This window comes from Synechococcus sp. Nb3U1, from assembly GCF_021533835.1.
Taxonomy (GTDB): domain Bacteria; phylum Cyanobacteriota; class Cyanobacteriia; order Thermostichales; family Thermostichaceae; genus Thermostichus.
Genome location: NZ_JAKFYQ010000001.1, coordinates 844,807 through 862,142 on the forward strand (window position 1 = coordinate 844,807; position 17,336 = coordinate 862,142).

At 55.7% G+C, this 17,336-nt stretch carries 22 protein-coding genes; 7 read left to right on the forward strand and 15 right to left on the reverse strand.

Annotation, left to right across the window (positions count from 1 at the left end; all coding sequences use genetic code 11):
- Window positions 1–116: 116 nt before the first annotated feature.
- From L1047_RS03865 to L1047_RS03880, 4 genes are all read right to left on the reverse strand, one after another.
- Entirely contained in the window at window positions 117–560 is a 444-nt protein-coding gene (locus tag L1047_RS03865) for an Hsp20/alpha crystallin family protein (RefSeq protein ID WP_235277478.1), read from the reverse strand.
- A gap of 162 nt (window positions 561–722) precedes the next feature.
- The gene (locus L1047_RS03870) at window positions 723–1,016 is read right to left on the reverse strand and encodes a PepSY domain-containing protein (RefSeq protein WP_235277479.1); all 294 of its coding nucleotides are present in this window, start codon (window positions 1,014–1,016) and stop codon (window positions 723–725) included.
- A gap of 83 nt (window positions 1,017–1,099) precedes the next feature.
- Window positions 1,100–1,657: a VOC family protein gene (locus L1047_RS03875; RefSeq protein ID WP_235277480.1), complete on the reverse strand. Its 558-nt coding sequence runs from the start codon at window positions 1,655–1,657 to the stop codon at window positions 1,100–1,102.
- 46 nt (window positions 1,658–1,703) lie between these two features.
- Window positions 1,704–2,681, reverse strand: coding sequence for an acetyl-CoA carboxylase carboxyltransferase subunit alpha (locus L1047_RS03880; protein ID WP_235277481.1), 978 nt, complete (start codon window positions 2,679–2,681; stop codon window positions 1,704–1,706).
- 216 nt (window positions 2,682–2,897) lie between these two features.
- On the opposite strand from L1047_RS03880, the gene L1047_RS03885 reads away from it, so the two are divergent.
- A complete protein-coding gene (locus tag L1047_RS03885; protein ID WP_235277482.1) occupies window positions 2,898–3,422 on the forward strand; it encodes a hypothetical protein in 525 nt (174 codons plus the stop codon).
- 37 nt (window positions 3,423–3,459) lie between these two features.
- On the opposite strand, the gene L1047_RS03890 is transcribed toward L1047_RS03885, so the two are convergent.
- The 7 genes from L1047_RS03890 to L1047_RS03920 form a co-directional block, all read right to left on the reverse strand.
- A complete protein-coding gene (locus L1047_RS03890; protein WP_235277484.1) occupies window positions 3,460–4,014 on the reverse strand; it encodes a hypothetical protein in 555 nt (184 codons plus the stop codon).
- Window positions 4,015–4,017: 3 nt separating this feature from the next.
- On the reverse strand, window positions 4,018–5,067 hold the full coding sequence (locus tag L1047_RS03895) for an ATP-binding response regulator (protein ID WP_235277485.1): 1,050 nt from the start codon (window positions 5,065–5,067) through the stop codon (window positions 4,018–4,020).
- A 25-nt stretch (window positions 5,068–5,092) separates the two neighbouring features.
- Entirely contained in the window at window positions 5,093–6,283 is a 1,191-nt protein-coding gene (locus tag L1047_RS03900) for a hypothetical protein (RefSeq protein WP_235277486.1), read from the reverse strand.
- Between the two features lie 47 nt (window positions 6,284–6,330).
- Window positions 6,331–6,855: a hypothetical protein gene (locus L1047_RS03905; RefSeq protein ID WP_235277487.1), complete on the reverse strand. Its 525-nt coding sequence runs from the start codon at window positions 6,853–6,855 to the stop codon at window positions 6,331–6,333.
- A gap of 333 nt (window positions 6,856–7,188) precedes the next feature.
- Window positions 7,189–7,653, reverse strand: coding sequence for a bis(5'-nucleosyl)-tetraphosphatase (locus L1047_RS03910; RefSeq protein ID WP_235277488.1), 465 nt, complete (start codon window positions 7,651–7,653; stop codon window positions 7,189–7,191).
- An 8-nt stretch (window positions 7,654–7,661) separates the two neighbouring features.
- Entirely contained in the window at window positions 7,662–8,888 is a 1,227-nt protein-coding gene (locus L1047_RS03915; protein ID WP_235277490.1) for a hypothetical protein, read from the reverse strand.
- A gap of 110 nt (window positions 8,889–8,998) precedes the next feature.
- Window positions 8,999–9,187 carry a hypothetical protein gene (locus tag L1047_RS03920; RefSeq protein WP_235277492.1) on the reverse strand — a complete coding sequence of 63 codons (189 nt, stop codon included), beginning with the start codon at window positions 9,185–9,187 and terminating at the stop codon, window positions 8,999–9,001.
- 145 nt (window positions 9,188–9,332) lie between these two features.
- Here L1047_RS03920 and L1047_RS03925 point away from each other — a divergent pair, with 145 nt between their 5' ends.
- Entirely contained in the window at window positions 9,333–10,628 is a 1,296-nt protein-coding gene (locus tag L1047_RS03925; RefSeq protein WP_235277494.1) for a protein kinase domain-containing protein, read from the forward strand.
- Between the two features lie 51 nt (window positions 10,629–10,679).
- Here the strand turns inward: L1047_RS03925 and L1047_RS03930 are convergent, their stop codons facing one another.
- The 4 genes from L1047_RS03930 to L1047_RS03945 all read right to left on the reverse strand — a co-directional run bounded on the left by L1047_RS03930 (window position 10,680) and on the right by L1047_RS03945 (window position 13,729).
- Entirely contained in the window at window positions 10,680–11,108 is a 429-nt protein-coding gene (locus L1047_RS03930) for a hypothetical protein (protein ID WP_235277496.1), read from the reverse strand.
- A 126-nt stretch (window positions 11,109–11,234) separates the two neighbouring features.
- Window positions 11,235–12,350, reverse strand: a complete 1,116-nt coding sequence (locus L1047_RS03935; RefSeq protein ID WP_235277498.1) for a hypothetical protein — start codon at window positions 12,348–12,350, stop codon at window positions 11,235–11,237.
- A 180-nt stretch (window positions 12,351–12,530) separates the two neighbouring features.
- Entirely contained in the window at window positions 12,531–13,154 is a 624-nt protein-coding gene (locus L1047_RS03940) for a chromophore lyase CpcT/CpeT (protein WP_235277501.1), read from the reverse strand.
- A gap of 350 nt (window positions 13,155–13,504) precedes the next feature.
- The gene (locus L1047_RS03945) at window positions 13,505–13,729 is read right to left on the reverse strand and encodes a hypothetical protein (RefSeq protein ID WP_235277503.1); all 225 of its coding nucleotides are present in this window, start codon (window positions 13,727–13,729) and stop codon (window positions 13,505–13,507) included.
- Window positions 13,730–13,899: 170 nt separating this feature from the next.
- On the opposite strand from L1047_RS03945, the gene L1047_RS03950 reads away from it, so the two are divergent.
- The 5 genes from L1047_RS03950 (at window position 13,900) to L1047_RS03970 (ending at window position 17,087) form a co-directional block, all read left to right on the forward strand.
- Complete coding sequence (locus L1047_RS03950; protein ID WP_235277505.1) at window positions 13,900–14,418, forward strand: phycocyanin subunit beta; 519 nt, start codon at window positions 13,900–13,902, stop codon at window positions 14,416–14,418.
- A 194-nt stretch (window positions 14,419–14,612) separates the two neighbouring features.
- Complete coding sequence (locus L1047_RS03955) at window positions 14,613–15,095, forward strand: phycocyanin subunit alpha (protein ID WP_235277506.1); 483 nt, start codon at window positions 14,613–14,615, stop codon at window positions 15,093–15,095.
- A gap of 92 nt (window positions 15,096–15,187) precedes the next feature.
- Window positions 15,188–15,379, forward strand: a complete 192-nt coding sequence (locus L1047_RS03960) for a hypothetical protein (protein WP_235277507.1) — start codon at window positions 15,188–15,190, stop codon at window positions 15,377–15,379.
- A gap of 10 nt (window positions 15,380–15,389) precedes the next feature.
- On the forward strand, window positions 15,390–16,247 hold the full coding sequence (locus tag L1047_RS03965) for a phycobilisome rod-core linker polypeptide (RefSeq protein ID WP_235277508.1): 858 nt from the start codon (window positions 15,390–15,392) through the stop codon (window positions 16,245–16,247).
- A 33-nt stretch (window positions 16,248–16,280) separates the two neighbouring features.
- Window positions 16,281–17,087: a HEAT repeat domain-containing protein gene (locus L1047_RS03970; protein WP_235277509.1), complete on the forward strand. Its 807-nt coding sequence runs from the start codon at window positions 16,281–16,283 to the stop codon at window positions 17,085–17,087.
- Window positions 17,088–17,336: the final 249 nt, after the last annotated feature.

A 17,336-nucleotide genomic window follows, 5' to 3' on the forward strand; every position in this document is an offset into this window, starting at 1 on the left:
GTAATCATGCTGAAATCACAGCCCCTTCAACTACAAATCATAGTTGAATCAGTGAATCAGGATGAGAGCTATGGATGTGGATGTAAACCCAAATCCACATCTAAATCACATCCAGATCAAGAAACAACATTCACTTTAACCAGTTGGGCTTTCTCCGATTCCGCCTTCGGTAACGTTAGGGTCAGGATCCCATCTTTGTACTCCGCTTTCACCTGATCATGTTGGATCCGGTTTGGCAGCGGGATTACCCGTTGGAAACGCCCATAGCGGAACTCACTGCGGGTTACTCCTTTGTCTTCAGAGCGTTTTTCAAATCGCCGTTCCCCACTGATGGAAATCGCCTCCGCTGTCGCTTGAATGTCCAGATCGTTGGCATCCAAACCGGGCAACTCCAGCTTCAAGGTAATGGCTTCTGGGTCATCATGCATTTCTACTGCGGGCACAAATGCAAATCCAAGATCCCCATCGTTGGCACGGGGAACCAGACGGTCAAACATCCGGTTCATTTCCCGTTGGATTTCATCAATTTCACGAAATGGATCCCAGCGAACGATATTCATAAATCGTCCTCCTGACATGATCTTCATGTTTTGCTTTAACTTCCGATCCAAACCTAGAGGCTTGACACAACCTCTATGCTTCTAATTTAGGCAATAGTAGCCGGAGATATGTAGGGTTTTCTGGAATGTCTTTAGGGGATTTGCCGCCCCTGCTGGAATGGACTAGGGCTCGGTACGTTTGGGCCGACGATTGGGTCGTGTTTGCAACCACATGCTGAGACCTGTCGCCGCTATGACCAACAATCCCAATCCGTTCAAGAAAGGATAAACCGCTTGCAGATTCAGAGGCCCCCATTGGCCTTTGTGGATTTGGATGAGCCAGTAGTAGTCGAAGTTTTGATTGAGAAGGGCAATTTGGTACAGGGATCCCGTCAGCACAGTCACCACCAACGGCAAAAACAGGATGGGGGCGAGAATGCGGTGGATCTTGCGGATTGTCATCTTGTTCAGGACCATGGGGTTCTCTCCAAAGCGGGGGTCTTACTTTAGTAATGGTACGAGTTGAGCGCTTGAGTGGTTTTGCCCGCCCCTGAACCCGGTCAAACGAGACTCTCATGCCGCGACTGGCTCAATACCTGATATTCCATCGGATCAAAAAAGGGATCCCCAGCTACATAGGCTCGACCGGGGGAGAGATCCGGCAAGGGATCTGCCTCCGCTTGGCCATCGAAAGTCAGCTCCAACAGCACCCCGTTGGGATCGTAGACAAACAGTTGCCATAGGCTGGTTCCCGGCACGATGAACTCACGACAGGAAAGGCCTAACTGGGCGATCCGCCGCTTCAATTCGTGGAATCCTACTGCCTGAAGGGAAACGTGATCAATGGCTCCGGTTTCTAAGGGAGCCACCCCTGATTTCCCCAAGGCTGGGCCACCGGCGTAGATGTGAAGAATGGCAGGATTTTCGGGGGTTGGGCAGGCCAGCCATGCTCCCGGAAACCCAAAGTTGGGGCGGGGAACTTGCCGCATACCCAGGATCTGGGTGTAAAAGCGGATCGTGGCTTCCAAATCGTTGGTTTTAATGGCGATGTGAAATAAGCCCGTGAGCACCATAGTTCCGTGCGCAATCCCTAGGTCATCGATCGACGAGTCATCCATCCTCCGCATCAGGTCAGGCCAGATCCCTTCCCCATCTCTGACTGGGCTAACGGGTCACCTCCAAAAAGGATCCCATGCGGCGAAACTTCTGGTAACGATCCTCCCGCAGTTGTCGGCCACTTAAGCTAGAAAGCTCCTGTAGATGTCTTAGCAGGGCTTGCTTTAGGGCTTGGGCTGCTTCCACCGGAGCGCGATGGGCACCTCCAACGGGTTCGGGCAGGATCTCGTCGATGACTTCTAGTTGCAGCAGATCTTGAGCAGTGATGCGCAGGGCCGCCGCTGCTTGTGGGGCTTTTTTAGCATCTTTCCAGAGAATCGTTGCACACCCTTCCGGGGAGATCACTGAATAAACAGCATGTTCAAACATCAACACCCGGTCGCCAATACCGATGGCCAAGGCTCCACCGGATCCCCCTTCACCGATGACGGTGCAGATAATCGGGATCTCCAAGCGGAAGAGGGCTTGTAGGTTGGCGGCGATCGCCTCTCCTTGTCCCTCTTCTTCTGCCTTCAGGCCGGGGTAGGCCCCCGGAGTATCAATAAAGGTGAGTAGGGGGAGGCCAAAACGGTGGGCATGTTCCATCAGTCGGAGCGCCTTGCGATAGCCAGCCGGATTGGGCATGCCGAAGTTGCGGTGAATGTTGTCTTTGGTGTCACGGCCTTTTTGGTGGCCCAGGATGACAACCGGCCGATCTTCTAGTTTGGCCAAACCACCGACAATCGCTGGATCATCCTGGCCGTGGCGATCTCCGTGTAGTTCGAACCAGTCGTCGCAGATGGTTTGCACGTAGTCGAGGGTGCTGGGGCGACGGGGGTGACGGGCCACCTGCAGGCGTTCCACCGGGGTAAGCTGGCGGAAGATCTCACGGCGCAGTTCTTCAGCTTTAGCTTCCAGTTGGCGAATTTGCTCGGAAGCTTCGATCTCATTGTCTTCTGCCAAAGAGCGAATCTCCTCAATGCGTTGCTCTAGGGCAGCGACAGGCTGCTCAAAATCCAGCAGCATACGGTCGGTAGATTTGGTCATGACCGATCCAAAAACGGGCTTTGGGTTGGATAGGGTTGAACGTCGATCTTCTCATATCCGGTTCCTCACAGGCAGAAAAAACAGAATCCTTCTGCTCTTTCCCGTCAGACACCCCCCTATTAAGCTTCCAGAATCTCCAGCACACAGTCCTTTGACTTTCTGGGTAAGGTAAAGAATAGGGTTAAGAACAAATCACCCGTTTCGGGAAGGGATCCCTTGCCTACGACCAAAAATGCACCGACACTTGCTCCACTGCCCCCTTGGCTCCGCTGGGCCATGGTGGGATCCGTGGTTGTGGCCATTGGGCTGGGGGCTTTTTGGCAACATGGGCAACCGGAGCGACAGGTGCGCGTTCACACTGAAACCTTGTTGCGGGCGGTAGAGGGACGCGATTGGGAACGGGTGGAGTCGCTCTTTTCCGAGGCTTACACCGATGACTGGGGGTTTGATAAGCAAACGGCGCTTTCCTACGCTCAGCAGGTTTTTGGCCAATTTTTTCGCCTGCGCATTCAGCCGCAGGAACTGCAGGTACAGATCAGCCAAGGGGATAGGGGGAATGCCACCGTTTGGTTTGTGATCGAGGGATCCGGCGATCCCTTGGCCAACCTAACTCGGGATCAGGTGAATGCGTTGGAGCAACCGTTTCAGTTTTTCTGGCAGCGCCCTGGGGGCAACCCCTATCGTTGGGAATTGATCCGCATCGAGAACCCTGACTTGGAAATCCCTGCCGTTCGTTCTTGAGCGAATGCGGGGTTTTTGTCCTGTGGTGCTTAGCTGTTTATAGAGTTGACGAGGGGCTGGGGCTGAACCACAGGTCGGGGTCGATGATGAACAAGTGGGAGAATGCTCCCGAGGCGGGAACCCACTGGACGATCCCTCGTTGGCGAGCTTGAGCGGCATTGCGGCTGGGGACGGGCTGTAGTTGAGAGAGGGGCAAACGGCGCAACAGGGGTGGGGTGGGGATGGGCAGACCTACTTGCTGTTGATCAGGCCCCCGCAATAGGATCAGGGCTTGGGGTTGGAAGGGCAGGTGTTTGCCCAACAACAAACGACCAGGATTGAGCAGAGGAATGGGATGATCTTCGTCGCTGGATCCAGGCGAAAGCCTGAGGCGAACCGACGGGATCCCATAGCCTAGATTGGATTCAAGTTCCCCTTGAATGTCCTGCCAGGCCAAGACTCGCTGTGGCCGCAGGATCGGCAGCCCAAAGTCGAAGAACTCCGTCCCGTTGACGCGATGGGATCTTAGCTGAAAGGTGATCAACTTCTGTTGATGACTCAATGCTTCCTGCTGGGCTAAGCGCCGGGAGCGTAGCGGAGACAGTAGAGCCATGGGCTACCTCCCACTTAGTACAGTCGGAGCAGAAGCTTGGAGCACTTGCCGCAGGGAAGAGATCAGCTCCTGTTCCTGAAAGGGCTTAGAGAAATAGGCGGTTGCCCCCAAGGTGTGCGCCAGTTGTCGGTGTTTGTCGCCGCTGCGGGAAGTGAGCATAAACACAGGGAGTTGACGGTGAAGTGCGTGAGCCCGGATCTGAGCCAACAGGCCAAACCCATCCAGACGGGGCATTTCGATATCGCTGATCACCGCCTGTACCGGGATCCCGGCCTGCAACTGTTCTAACGCCTCTTGGCCATCGCGGGCTTGTTCGACGCGAAATCCAGCCTTCTCCAGGATCATGACCAGGAAACGCCGCACATTCACCGAATCTTCCACCACCAAAAGGGTGGGCTGATCGCACTCCCTGTCGTGTAAATCACGCTGGCCGGAGGAGGCGTGGAGTGGGCTCATCGCCAGAGAAGTAGGTTCCGGCGGGGATCCCTGGCTTCGGATCCAAGCGAGTAGGGCGGGTATATCCACCAGAGGCACAATCCGCCCATCCGCCAGAAGGGTGCAGCCGGAAAATCCAGGCGGTAGAGGCAGCCCCTCTTCTACAGGGCGCAGGGTGACTTCTTGTTCCCGCCAGTAGCGATCCACCTGCAGACCCAAAGGTTGGTTGCCCTCCACCACCAACAGCACGGTGGGTTGATCAATCGTAGGGGAGTCGTTGGTTTCCAGCCGTTGCCGCAGTCGGCTGAACTGAAACCACCTTCCCAACGGGATGAGGGGCACTTGATGGTCTTCCCAAACGAAAAAATCGGGGATCGCGGGGGCAGCCGTTAGTTCTGAGGGAATTAGCAATTCCTCCACCGCATTCGCTGGGAAGGCCAACCAAAGACCGTTGCATTCTGCCAGCAACACCCGCGTCACCGTCAAGGAGAGCGGCAGGGTCAGGGTAAAGAGGGTGCCCTGCCCCGGCCAAGATTCCACCTGCACCCGTCCACCTACCTGTTCGAGGTTGGTGCGCACCACGTCCATCCCCACCCCCCGTCCGGAGAGATCGCTCACCTGATCTGCCGTGCTAAAGCCAGGTTCAAAAATCAGCTCCAGCAGCTCTTGTGGGGGGGGTGGCCAGATCGGATTCCTGGAAACCCATTTGCAAGGCCCGCGCCCAGATTTTATCCAAGCGGATCCCGGCCCCATCATCTCGAACGGTGAGAAGGGTGCGATTGCCTCGGTGGGCAGCGGTAATTTCGATCAGCCCCTTGGCAGGTTTGCCCTGAGCAAGGCGAGTTTCGGGATCCTCAATGCCGTGGTCAAAGGCATTCCGAATCAGATGCAGCAAGGGATCCGCCAACAGCTCCAGGAGGGAGCGTTCGATCAGGGTGGATCCCCCCCAAACCCGTAACTCCACTGGCTTACCATAGTCCAAACTCATCTCCCGCAGAGAGCGGGGAAACCGATCCGTCAGCTCAGACAGGGGTTGCATCCGCACCTGTGCAAGACGGGTTTGCATTTGCCGGGAAGTGCGGGTAAGTTGTCGGGCATGGCCTTCGGTTTCTTGCAGGGCGATGTCGATATCGCCGGTCACCTCATCGATCTGGACGACGGTTTCCATCACCTCTTGGGCTAGAAGGTGCATTTCGCCGTAGCGATCCATCTCTAGCAGATCGAATTCTCTGGCAAACAGGCTGGCTTGAAAGGGATCCCGGATGCCAACCTCATGGCCTTCCGTGACAAGCGGAGAATGGGTAGAGGCAGTAGCAACCCGGTCGTAACTGTTGCGCAGGCGGCTGTTGGTTGCTTCGAGGGCGCGTACCCGTCGTTTCAGCAAGCTCACCAGCTCCCGCAGCCGTTGCAGGTTGCCATTCAAACCATTGCGCTCGGTGGAGAATTCCCCAAACAGTTCCTCTAGGTGTTCCAATTGTCGGGCCGGCACCCGCACCATGCCATCGCTGGGGGAGGGCAAGCCAGGATCCAACTTGGGGCCGGGAACTGCAGGTGCTGCTACGGGAAGAACCGCCGCTGGGTCAATGGCAGCCTGGCGGGATGGGAGCTGCTGGCGTGAGTGGGGCAGAGTCCTTACTTCAGAGGGTGGGCTGGGATCCCAGGCGGTGGGCAGCAGATCGAACTGGCCAATCAGCACCAAAGCCTGAGACCGCCGCCACGCTTGTAAAGCAGCCTGAGCCAGGGACAACACCTGCTCCTTGGCCTCCACAGGGGTTGCTTCTAAGGTTTGGGCTAGGGATCCACAGAGGGTGGCGAAAGCGGGCAAGTCCAACATTTCCCCCAGTGCCCCCAATTCTTGGCTGGCGATGAGAAATTCCTCCCTCAGGCAGGGTTGTGGCTACGTAGGGATCCCACTTCCCATTGGCCCAAAGCAGGTAGAGCCCCGAGTCGGATCATCTGTCTTTTCAGACCTGAGCTGGGGGAAAGAAGCAAGTTTTGCAGCACTTCCTCGCTCATCCAGTCGCTTAATTTCCGAATGGCCTCAACAGATACCAGCTGCTCTTCTGCTATCCAACCCAAAACCTGGAAATCTGCTGCCATAGGGCCAGAGTCTTGGATTAAAAGTAATTCCGCTTGCTGACGAATGCGCAGACAAACCTCGCGGGTGAGAGAGAAACTCTGATGGCTGAGACGCCGCAAATGACGATCCAATCGTTCCAGCGGGTCAAGGCTGTGGCTAGCAAAAACAAACCGACCTTGGCTAAAAAACAGTGACCAAGTGCTCAGAATTTCTGAGGCAATTGAGTCATCCTGATAGCGCACAATCCCTGTAAAATCAGCTTTTGCTTCCAACAAATGAGTGGGAACTTCCATGAAAGTGGCTGGGCGATCCATCAATTGAGCCATACCGAGATGATTCCCCACACTTATATCTCCATCTGAATCGAAAAACACCTCCGGCCAATGTCAAGCCTTTTGAATATCTAAAAACCATAGATGCGCAAAACAGATGAAAAATATTCAACAAAGACACTTCAGCTCCAAGACCCCGGCTCTGCCTCTAGGGCATGAGGAAAGTCAAGCCAAATAGCTTGGAGGTAGGCCCCGTTCAATGTTTGGTATGGGTACAACACCGACACAATATTACGAGATATTGATTTTGATTGAGTATAGAGCTCAAGAAGGACAAATCTCTTCCGCAAAAATACTGAAAGCTCCTGCACAAATGCCAAATATCCCCTAAAGCTGATCCAACTGGGACTGGCAGCGGCGCAACAACTGCCGACTTTCCTCGAAGCTGATTTGCTCTAGGGCTTCACCGAAAGAGCACCAACGGTAGTCCGCCACCTCTTCCGGTTGTAGACGAAGGGCGGGTGGGGGGGATTGGTGGGGGAGCAGGGCAACGTAGTAGGTGACGGTTTTGGCAATTAAGTTCCCCTGTTTGTCGATGAAATGATAAGTCTCCTGTAACGTTAGGGGGGTGGACTGGTGGGGAAGGGTGAGCACCTGATAGTTGGTGAGGCCGGTTTCTTCCTGGAGCTCCCGTTGGGCGGCTTCTAGGTCGGTCTCTGGGCCATCTTTGTGCCCCTTGGGAAAGGCCCAATGTCCTTTCTGGTGCTGAATCAGGAGGTATAGATAGGGGGATCCCTGGGTAGGGGTGGCGGGAATCACGGGGATCAGGCCATAGGCAGCATCCGTCAGCATGGGGGTGCTCAATCTCCGAACAGTTTGAGGGCAGGTGGCCTGGGGCCAAATACCTCGTTGGGATCCACCTGCGGGCTTTCCACCCCCTGCAACGGCGAGAGGGGGCGGCCTGTGTCGAATTGAAACAGGTAAATGGGCAACCGGTCGGAACCGAGGGGTAAAAAGGCCAAGGTATCGATCTGGGTTAGCGCATTGCGGCTGGCCGGACGGGTCAGGTTAAAGGCGGCGATGCGGTCTTCCAGGCGGGTCTCAGGGGAAGTGCGCCCGCCAATGCCGATGCTGAACTGTTGGTTGCCCTGCTCATCCACTCCCAAAGTCTGCACATCCCCCAATTCGATGCGTGGGGTACTGTCTGACAACCCGGCCACCACCGGCAGATCGTCTACGGGTGGTTGCGAGGGGACAAAGCGCAGTTGCGTCCCCTCCGGCAAAATCCGATGCTCCTGATAGTCGTGCTGGATGGAAAGGGATCCCCTAAACACCCGGCGAGTCAGGCCCTCTAAGGTCCAAAACCCATAGCCCAAAGTGATGCGGGTTCTCTCCGGCAGCCAGTAGCTTGCTCCTCCCTCGGCGGGCACAGCCGTAAACCCAATCAGAGCATAAGCCTGTCCCCAAACCCCCGAGAGAAATAGCAGAGCCTGCCGAGGCAAGCCGGATTCGGGATCCAGCCACAGTTCCCGCAATTGGCCCTCCTGAATGGGTTCCAGGCGCAGATGCTGGGCAGGGGATCCCGCCAAATCCACTAACTCTGAAGAAAGCACTCGATAGCGACTGGGCGGTGCCTCCAGATTAAAGCCCACCGAGGGCAACAGCGCCTCTGGTCGGTTCACATACACCGAATACAGCCCCAGCAAATCCGACTGGTTCACCACCTCCAACTGGCGGGAATCCAACAGGCGAATCCGATCCCCTTCCGCCACCCAAGCTTGCCAACTGCCGTCGCGGCGGTAAAGCACATCCAACGTGGCCGTAAAGGTTTGGGATCCCTCCACCCGCACCTGCTGGCGATATTGCAGATTGGGCAAAGGAGGAAGTTGGCGTAGGGCGGTGTTGTAGCGGTTCAGCCACTCTAGGGGATCTGGGTTTGAGCTTTGAGCGGCGGTTGTCGGCTGTGCCGCTGGCTCAGGGGATTGGGCGAAGGCTGTGGGCACTGTGGGCAGGATCTGAACACCACCGAGTAGGCTCCACAAAAGCATCACCCCCCACTGGCATCCCTGTCGGCGCAGCTTCTTCATCCTGGCTGATTTTGGGAGCATCGGTTCACCTCGTACCCCTGCTCTTGTTGCTTTTGTCCTGATTGGAGCGCTTCCCACACCTGAGAATGGCCCGCTTACTTTCTATACACCTATTCGATCGAAATGGACTTGGGCCCCTCGCCAGAGGAGGATTTATCTTCCATCATCAGCCCCTGAGATTCCAGCCAACTGCGTAAGGGATCCTGCTTGATGTCCAAACCCAGCAGGCCGCTCAGCAAACCACCACAGAAAGGAACGGGATGGCTCAGAAATTCTTTCCAAACATCATTCGTTTCCATAGCCACAGCACCAATCACCCCCCAATCCTAGCAGGGTGACTTAGGCGGGGATCCCGACACCCCACCCTACGGCCAACCCATCCCACTTCCCCGCGGGCCTACTGTTGTTAGATATACTCGACTCAGCGCTCCGTGGGCATTCCCGATGTCGTCCAGAGAACCGCTTGGTAAAATCCTGTTGGTAGATGGGGATCCAGCAGCTAACCAGCAGCTAAAGCTCCGGCTGGAGCAAGGTGGATACAGCGTCATCGTGGTGGAAAGTGGTGCCAAAGCCCTAGAAGCGATTGTTCATCAACCGCTGGATGTCATTTTGATGGAGTTGGCCCTACCGGGTTTGAATGGCTTGGAGCTGCTGCAAATGATCCGCTCGGCCCGTTCCCGCATGGAGTTGCCAGTGTTGATCCTTTCCGGTCGCACGGATCCCGACACGATGGTGGCAGCCTTTGATCTTGGCGCAGATGACTTCGTGACCAAGCCCTTCACCCCAGAGGTGGTACTAGCCCGCATTCGCTCCCAAATCACCCTGGCCGCAACCAAACGGGCTAGTGCTCCCAAGCAGCAGGACAGTGTTGGCAATGGGCGTTACCAAATCGAACGCTTGGTCGGTATCGGCGGCTTTAGCCAAACCTATTTAGCCCGAGATACCCACCGCCCCGGCCACCCTCGCTGTATAGTCAAGCGTCTACAGCGCATGGACGACAAAGATGGAGAAGGCAAAGACTGGACGGATGAGCACAGAAAGGTGATGGAAATTGCCAAGGCAGCCTTTGCACGGGAGGCCGATATCCTGGAAAAGCTGGGCAGTCATCCCCATATCCCTAAGTTGTTGGCTCACTTTGAAGAGAATGAGCAATTTTACACCGTGCAGGATTTCGTGCAGGGATCCTCGCTGCGGCAACAGTCGAATCAGGGGGTGATCTGGTCACCGGCCCAAACAGCTTACTTTCTCTGCGAGCTTCTCAAGATCCTCACCTTTGTCCATCAGCACGGCGTGATTCACGGCGATATCAAGCCCTCCAACATCATTCAAACCCAGAGGGATAAGCGCACCTATTTCACCCTGATCGACTTTGGTGCCATCAAACGCATCGAAGACCCGCCGAGCGAACACATCACCAGTTTTATCGGCACCACCGGCTATGCCCCCTACGAACAATATTCTGGGCGGCCCCGCTTCAACAGTGATATTTTTGCCCTCGGTCGGGTAGCGGTGGAAATGTCCATGGGAACGTTGCCGGAGATCGGGGAATCTCTGGAGGAAGCCATTCCCTTTGGATTTGGGGATCCCCGCCTGTTGGCCATTTTGGAGCGGATGATCGCCACCGATGCCGACGAGCGCTACCCCACAGCTCAATCAGTCTTAGAAGAGATCCTGCCCCTGCGCAAGCAACTGCTGGCGGAACTGGCCACTGTCCCCCAGGAGCCCGTCCCAACAGATTAGGTTTCGTAAACTCCAAGACTGAGCAGACACATCTTGTCCCTCAGACTGGCACTATTTCAATCCTATTGGGGCTAGATCCTGGCTGATGGCCTCTGCTTGAAACTGGCCGCTCATGCCCATCACCCGCCATTCGGCACTGCGAGTTCCCTGGCGAAAGCGTAATGTGCGCGCCCGCAAGGGCACCACTTCCACCACCTGCGGCGGAAAGTGCTGGTACTCGCCCAAATACTCTCGATAATCAGGCGGAAGATCCGATTGGCTGCTAATTTGAATCCAGAACACCTGCCCTGCTTCGTTGCCGTAGGCGCGGATCTGGTCTTGGCCCTGGTAGTGCTCTACACCGCGCACCTGTTGCCGCCCTACAACCATCGGTTCGGCCCACTCCGGTAAGGGATCCCCCAAACTCAACGCCCACCCCGCTACGGATAGCCCCAGCCAACCGATCAGCACCAACCCGATTGTGCTAGCAGTACGTAGCACCTTCCCCCAGTCCAAAAACCTTTTTCGCAACCGTTTGCTCCCTGTTCGAACTCGGATCCCATCTTGCCTTGGCATCGTAAAGTTTGCTCCAGAACTCAACCCAACGGCACTCACAAATCTCACCCGTTAGCGCAAGCGAAAACCCACCCGACCTCGCTCAATATCAAAGGCAATATCAGCATTAAAAAACAGGGGCATGCCCAACAACTGCTTATTCAAAAGCCCGTTCACAAAAATGCGATCCCGACTGGGGGTAACCGGGAAACCAACCCGGATGCGGTAGTCAAAAGCCCCCTCCAAAACCGCCCGCCACTCTGCCCCGGCTGGCAAGGTAGAGGTAGAGAAGGGAGCTGCCCCCAACAAACTGACATTGAGAAAAATATCCGAAGAACCGCTGTCGAAATTGGTGGGGCTGAGGACATTTTGAATCGAGGTATTGCTGATGGTATAAGCAGCTTGTAGGGCTTCATCCCGCCAAATGGGAGTGCCATCGGGAAAGGTGCCCACTTGTGGAAATTGCCGAAAATTAAAGCCAGCGGTATTGGCATCCGTCAGACCCACCGTAAAAATGCCTTGGGGAGATTCAAATCCGCCGGTTTGGATAATGTAACCCGAACGAAAATTGCCCGGTAAGCGAGTGAGCGGACTAAACACCTCGCGATCCGCACTGCGCTCATCCAAAGCGGTACCGAGGATCCCAGCGAAGGGCCGCCCTTCCCCAAACAAGGTTTCCGAACAGCCACCCACCAATGCATCCACGCAGGTGATCTGGTCGATCAACTGCACTGTCACGGGTTCTCGACTTTGAATACCCCCCAAGCTAAAGGGAGCACGAGCCAAGACACCGATGAATTGAGTGCCATCTCCAAAAGTCACGGTAGAAGGGGTCGTAGTTCGTTCTAGTCCAAAAGCACCCACCGCACTAGACACAATGCGTAGCCCTGCTGAACCCGTATCCAGAAGTAACTCGGCACTCCCCCCCGCCACTCCCACATTCAAGCCCAGCAACTTAAAGCGGCTGTTGCCCAGGGTGCGCACCGGCATCGGGATTGATTCAGCTCCCAACTGAGGCGGAGGAGGCACCAATGGAGGAGCCGTAGACTCACTTTGGCCAGAACAGCCACTGCTGCCCAGAACACAAACCAATGCCAGCAGTACCCCCCAGCGCCAGGCCACGGCCCACAGGGATCCCCACTGCGATCCATCGAGTTGTCTGGCTAGCTTTCCAGGCAGGGTATACATGGATCCACTTCAGTTGAATCAAGGTGAATCAAGGGTGAACCGGAGCCTGCCAACAGGATCCTTTGCAGTCGCTTGGCAGAATTTGGGTGGATCCCAACTCAAGGTCAGTTTACACAGAGCTTGTCTGCAGCAGTCGCGCAAGAGCGCAGTCAACTTGGGGGTTGAGGGGCTAGCTCCAAGCTAGATTCCCGAGATCATGGGCAATTCGGATTGCCAATCGGTGATCTTTTGGAAGCGAAAGGCCCCCGCCAAAGCCCCCCAAACCTGTTCGTGGGTTGTCGGATCCCTGCCTTGATCGTGGCTGCTAAACTGGTTTTCGCTCAGTTCAATGCTGGTTTGTAGATAGGTGGTTTGGCCTTTGCGCACCACACAACACCTCTGCCCCGGTTCAGTTGCCCCCACAAAGAGGGATCCCTGCTGCTGTACATGAACATCACACCCCGGCAGATAAGTGATATCCGCAACCTTCAATTGACTCAGTTGGTCAGCCTGTTCCCGCGCACAACCCCGCCATCGCTCCGGTTCTAAAGGTCGATAGTTGCGGATTACCATTCCAGCGGCGGTTTGTCCCAATTCCACCACTGCCTGACGATAGGGATCCTCCAAATGGCCCCCATAGGCTTGCTCCACATAAAAGCCAATCCCCGAAAAAACTTGAGTGGGCAACGGGCGATAGGCCACACGGATCTGGGCGAAAAACGGCGGGTTTTCCCAGGCTTGCTCTTGGTTGCTAAAGTCTCCTGCCAACCAGCGCGCCATCTGCAACAGCTCTGGGGAAAAGTGGGGATGCAGTGAAGCAGACATCAGCAGATACTCAAAAGTTCTGTAAAGGTGTATACCGAAAATTCCAGGCCATTGAGGAGGATTTTCTCAGATTTTGCCCTCAACCTCAGCTCTATCAAAGCCTCTTGGCAATTATTAATTTATGTATTCTTTATGAGAATGTCCATTGGTACCCCAAAGACAGCTATAGCTGTTGCTGCTGGAGCAAGATCAAGATTTTTACCTTCCTTAAAAAGATGAAGTCTCGTCAAGGAAGATTTTCTTTTGTAAAAATTAAGGCTACAAAGGATAGAACAGACTGGCCTGAATCCCTGGTTCTGAAGGCTTCTGGGCTCCTTTGCGTCGAGTAAAGACCCTTTACATTTTTTGACTCAATCGATTCCTGCCTTCGGGGTAGAAAAGGACTGGAAACAAGGCGAGCCAGCTTTTCCTCGTCTGCCCAGTTGAGATTGCCGTTCGTGCTCCCGCTCTGGGGGGTGCGTAGCGCCATCGGGGATCCCTTGAGCGTTGGATCCCGCAGGTTGCACCGTCAAGGGGTTTTGCCCCTCGGGGGTTGGTCTGTAGTGGCTGAGGCTTGCAGGGGGTCGCTTGCCCATCTTGGTTCTACTGGCTTTGATCCCGTCGGCAGGTCTGTTTGCGGAAACAGCGCCCCTCGGCAACAGGGATCCAAGCATCAGCGCATTCCTGCCCAGCGTGTGCTCTCAGCCCCGTCGAAGGGAATGTTGATTCATAACCTCTTTTGCTTTCGCTAGGGAGATCTCAAACCATGAATGATGTATTTGGCAAAGTTGTTGCACAAGCCGATTCCAAAGGTGCCTTTCTGGGGGCCAACGAGTTTTCTGCTCTACAGCAGGTGATTGCCGAAGGCAACAAGCGTCTGGATGCCGTCAACCGGCTTACCAGCAATGCCTCCAAGATCGTTACCGATGCCATCCGTGAGCTGTTCGCCGAAGAGCCTAACCTGAATGCTCCTGGTGGCCCTGCCTACCCCAGCCGCAACGTGGCGGCCTGTATGCGGGATATGGACATCATCCTCCGCTACGTCACCTACTCCGTGGCCGCTGGTGATGCCAGTGTGCTGAATGAGCGCTGCTTGAACGGCTTGCGGGAAACCTATCAAGCTTTGGGTACTCCCGGCAGCTCGGTTGCCAATGGCATCCAAAAAATGAAGAAAGCCGCTGTGGCGGTGGTGAATGACCCCAATGGCATCACCCGTGGCGATTGCAGTGCTTTGGTGGCGGAAGTGGAATCCTACTTCGATCGCGCTGCCGCTGCAGTGGTTTGATCCGGATTGGGCTTTCGGATTTGTCGGATCTGTTCAAGCTATTTTGCCCAGGTAGTGGGATCTGGGTCGCCTGTTGGGATCCGGTGCACGAACAATCTTCTTTCTGCATCTTTTTGCAGTTGCACCTTTGAAATTTTGCTGAAATTTTGCCTTGTTTTTTTGCGTCGAGCTTAAGTAAAGGAGCGTTTTGAATCATGCAAACCCCGATCGTTGACGCCATTGCCACCGCCGATAGCCAGGGGCGTTATCTGAGCAACAGCGAACTGCAAGCCATCAATGGCCGCCTTCAACGTGCTGCCGCCAGCATGGAAGCGGCTCAAGCTCTGACCAGCCGGGCCGATGACCTGGTACGCAGTGCCACCGAAGCGGTGTATGCCAAGTTCCCCTACACCACCCAACCCGGTGGGCAGTGCAACAATCAAGCTGGCAAAGACAAGTGTGCCCGTGATGTGCGCCACTACCTTCGCTATGTCACCTACTGCTTGGTGGCGGGTGGCACCGGCCCCATGGATGAGTATCAGTTGGCCGGGATCCGCGAGATCAACACCGCCTTTGAACTCTCCCCCAGCTGGTTCATCGAAGCCTTGCGCCACATCAAAGCCAACCACGGCTTGAGTGGACAAGCGGCTACTGAAGCCAACACCTACATCGACTACGCCATCAACGCCCTCAGCTAAGCCAGCTCAACCTAGGGTGGGATCCTCCGAGCTGCCTTGGGGTAATTCTGAGGGTTGCTTAAAGGGTTGTGCACCCTTCTGAGGGAAGGTCATTGGAACAGTCATTTGGGGCAACGGTGGTGAGCCTGTCGCCTGGTGGATGGATCCCTTCTGCTCTGCTTGGGCGAGGGTTCAATCTCCCGGATAGGGGAGCACCGCTGTTGCTCCAGTTTGATCTAGCCGGTACACGGGTGACCGATAAACGGGTGATCACGGAAGCCTTTTGTAAATACCAGTTCAATTAGGGGAATCAGCATGAGTGCAATCACAGTGGCAAGCCAGATGGGGATCCGGGGCATAACAGATACCACCCCATTAGAATTGCGCCCCAATGCCAGCCAGGATCAGATCAATGCAGTGCTGCGGGCCATCTATCGTCAGGTGCTGGGCAATGATCATTTGTTTGGAGCCGATGTGGATGAATTGGCCAGTGCTGAATCGCTGCTGCGCCAAGGTAGCCTGACGGTGCGGGAATTTGTGCGCTTGATCGCCAAATCCGAAGCCTATAAAAAGCGGTTTTTCTACCCCAACTCCCAAACCCGCGCTATCGAACTCAACTTCAAGCATCTGTTGGGCCGCGCCCCCACGGATGGCAAAGATATTGCCCGCCATTTGGATATTTACCAATCCGGCGGCCATGGAGCAGAAATCGACTCCTACATCGATAGCCCAGAATATCTGGAATCCTTCAGCGACAACATTGTCCCCCACCCACGCGGTTTTGAGTACCGTCGCTCCTATTCCACCCGAGACTTTACCAATCTGTTCGCCCTCTACGGCGGCTACGCCAACAACGACCGTTCTCAAGGGGCCAGACCACGCTTGATGACAGCTTTGGGAACTGGGTTTACCCCCGCGATTCGGCGCATTGGGGTGCGGGGTCTGTTGCCCCCTAGCCCCATTTCCAAGCACCTAGGGCCCCCAACGGGCGGATCCGACCGCATGTTCTGTGTGGAAGTGACCCATCTGCTCAACCCTGCCTCTGCCTTGGCCACTTCTAGCCGGGTGCGCAAATCCAACCAGCAGATCTTCGTTTCTGCCGATCAACTGTCGGCGACGATGCAGCGGGTGCTCAAATCGGGAGCCAAGATCGTCAGCGTTCGTAGCGCCTGATCTCGCCTTACTGTTTCCTTTGCCATTGCTGCTATGACCACTGCTGTTCCTCTGGATCCCAATCCGCCGGTGGATCTGACCCCTGCAGGACAGATCGCCAAGCTGCGCTACGGGGATCCGGGGGAACGCTACTATGCTGCCTGGTGGTTGGGGCGTATGCGCATCCCGGAAGGGATCCCGGCCTTGATCGAAGCGTTGACAGATGAGACCGATCGCACTGCTCAGGGGGGCTACCCGCTGCGGCGCAATGCCGCCCGTGCCCTGGGTAAATTGGGGTCTCCCGCCGGGATCCCGGCCTTGACTGAGGCCCTGCGGTGTTCCGACGGTCAGGTGGTGGCGGCGGCGGCCCAAGCTCTGGCTGAGATTGCTCTCCAGCATGGGCCTGAGGAATTGGGCTCTGTACTGCTCGAGGGGTTGCGCTTGGTGGAGAAAGGGCTAGAAACAGAAGCCCTGGCCGCCCTAGAGGCGATCATCGAAGCCCTCGGCCAATTACAACTGGCCACTGCCCTTGAGCAGATTCGTCCCTACCTGGAACACGACTCGATTCGTCTACAATGTGCGGCAGCCCGAGCCTGCTATCGCCTCACTCAAGATCCTGTCTTTGCCCAGCGTCTGCTGCCGGTGTTGGCCCACGAAAATGTGCATCTGCGGCGGGCCGCCCTCCTGGATTTGGGGGCCACTGGTTATTTGCCAGGCGCTAGGGCGATTGCGGTGGCGGCAGTGGAGGCCAATATCAAGCTGCTTGCCCTGAAAAGTTTGGTGGAAGCGAGTCTTTCTGACTCGGCGAAACTCGATCCAGAGCTGCGTGAGGTTCTGTTGTTGATCGACGAGCTGCTTTGACACGAGGACGTGTGCTCATCCTCATCTACAGTCGTCCCGTTGGGGCGGCTTTTTGTTTGGGTCACCACACCACCCCCCAACCGCTAGCGGTATAAGCAGAGCCCTAGGACGGATCTTGACGGATCTTGATCGTGAACGGGATCCCCCTGCTGACACTCCCCAGATATTTGACACAGAAAGATGAATTTCGTAAAAATGGATACAGAATAATCTTGTTTTTTACCCTTCTAGCCATTTGAGTGCGGCGGA